This window comes from Arenimonas sp. (genome assembly GCF_019459675.1).
GTDB lineage: Bacteria > Pseudomonadota > Gammaproteobacteria > Xanthomonadales > Xanthomonadaceae > Arenimonas.
In genome coordinates this window covers 1-2,231 of the sequence record NZ_JAIBFH010000325.1, presented here as the reverse complement: position 1 = coordinate 2,231, position 2,231 = coordinate 1, and the positions used below count along the sequence as shown (strand labels likewise).

1 protein-coding gene and 1 pseudogene are annotated in these 2,231 nt (G+C 65.6%); both read right to left on the bottom strand.

The window, feature by feature from the left end; all coding sequences use genetic code 11:
* Positions 1-97: 97 nt before the first annotated feature.
* Positions 98-1,765, bottom strand: coding sequence for an MFS transporter (locus tag K0M70_RS11005; RefSeq protein WP_290781904.1), 1,668 nt, complete (start codon positions 1,763-1,765; stop codon positions 98-100).
* Between the two features lie 16 nt (positions 1,766-1,781).
* Positions 1,782-2,231, bottom strand: a pseudogene (locus K0M70_RS11000) (hypothetical protein); the annotation flags it as partial.

The following is a 2,231-nucleotide window of genomic DNA, read 5'->3' as shown; positions in this document are numbered from 1 at the left end:
CCCCCCCACCCCCTGTTACCCCCAAAAAAACGCCCGGGCCCCCCGGGCGCGGGCGGTTGGGAAGGGCCGGTTGGGGTCCCGGCCGGGGAGGGAGCGGTTACTTGGTGATGTCCACGTCCTTGGTTTCGTGCAGGAACAGGCAGCCGATCACGAAGGTCATCAGCGCAATGCCGATCGGGTACCACAGTCCGTAGTAGATGTTGCCCGTGGCCGCCACCAGCGCGAACGAGATGGTGGGCAGGAAGCCGCCGAACCAGCCGTTGCCGATGTGGTAGGGCAGCGACATGGACGTGTAGCGGATCTTGGTCGGGAACAGCTCCACCAGCCACGCGGCGATCGGCCCATAAACCATGGTCACGTACAGCACCAGGATCGTCAGGATCAGCAGCACCATGGGCTTGTTGATGCGGGCATCGTCGGCCTTCTCCGGGTACTTCGCCTGGGTCAGCGCCGCCTTGAGCGAGGTGTTGAACGCCGCGCCCTGTGCGGTGGCGTCGGCGGGCGCCAGGCCCTCCGCCTCGTAGCTGCTCACCGGCGTCTGGCCGATGCGCAACGTGGCCAAGGTGCCGGCCGGGGCCGGCTCAACCCTGTACGGCACGCCCGCCTTGGCCAGGGCCGCGGTGGCGATGTCGCAGGAGCTGGTGAACTTCTTCTTGCCGATCGGATCGAACTGGAAGCTGCAGGTGTCCGGGTCGGCAACCACCACGGCGGGCGAGCTTTCGCTGGCTTCGGCAATGGCGGGGTTGGCGTAGTGGGTCAGGCCCTGGAACAGCGGCATGTAGGTCAGTGCCGCGATCAGGCAGCCGGCCATCACGATCGGCTTGCGGCCGATCTTGTCCGACAGCCAGCCGAAGAAGATGAAGAACGGCGTGCCGATGATCAGTGCGCCGCCAATCAGCATCCACGTGGTGGTGCTGTCCACTTTCAGCGACTGGGTGAGGAAGTACATCGCGTAGAACTGGCCCGCGTACCACACCACCGCCTGGCCGGCCGTGGCGCCCAGCAGGGCCAGCAGCACAATCTTGCCGTTCTTGGAGAAGAAGCTCTCGGTGATCGGTGCCTTGGACAGCGTGCCGTTCTCCTTCATCTCAAGGAACAGCGGCGACTCCGACAGCTGCATGCGGATCCACACCGAAATGCCCAGCAGCACGATGGACAGCAGGAACGGGATGCGCCAGCCCCACTCGGCGAAGGCCTCGACGCCCACGGTCTCGCGAACCGTCAGGATCACCAGCAGCGACAGCAGCAGGCCGATGGTGGCCGTGGTCTGGATGAAGCTGGTGTACAGGCCGCGCTTGCCGTGCGGCGCATGTTCGGCCACGTAGGTTGCCGCGCCGCCGTACTCGCCGCCCAGCGCCAGGCCCTGCAGCATGCGCAGCACGATCAGGATGACCGGTGCCGCGATGCCGATGCTGCCGTAGCTGGGCAGGATGCCGACCAGGAAGGTCGAGATGCCCATGATGACGATGGTGACCAGGAACGTGTACTTGCGCCCGATCATGTCGCCCAGGCGTCCGAACACGATGGCGCCGAACGGCCGCACCGCGAAGCCGGCGGCAAAGGCCAACAGCGCGAAGATGAAGCCGGTGGTCTCGTTCACGCCGCTGAAGAACTGCGCGGCGATGATGGCGGCAAGCGATCCGTAAAGGTAGAAGTCGTACCACTCGAACACCGTTCCCAGGCTCGAGGCGAAGATCACTTTCTTGTGCCCGGCGGTCAACGGCTTGCCGTTGATGTCGTGCGTTGCGCTTGCGGTGGTGGCCATCAGGTAGTCCCCCGGGTCAGAAGCTGTACTTCACGTGCATGTGCAGGCGGCGAAGGTCGCCGTCCAGCCCGCTTTCGATTTCGCGGTTGCCGTGGATGAATTCGGCGCCGATCTCCAGCTTGGGCAGCACCGTGTAGATCAGGTTGGCGTGGATGGAGCGCGCCGACCTGGTTACGGCCAGCCCGCTGATCAGCGGGTTGTTGTCATACGACGCGGCTGAAACGAACAGGTTGCCGCGCAGCCTGGGATTGAACGCATGGCGCCAGGCCACGTAGCCGCCCTGGCCGTCGAGCGCCTGCAGCGAACCGTCGGCCTGCTGCAGGGGGTCGCTGGCCAGGCCCAGGCCCAGGTAGCGGCCGATGCCGGCGCCGCTGGAGTACATGTAGCGGATGTCGTCGTTGGCGCCCAGGATCCACTTGCCCGAGACGCTGATCGCGAATGCGGTGTCGCTTTCGTCCAGCAGCGG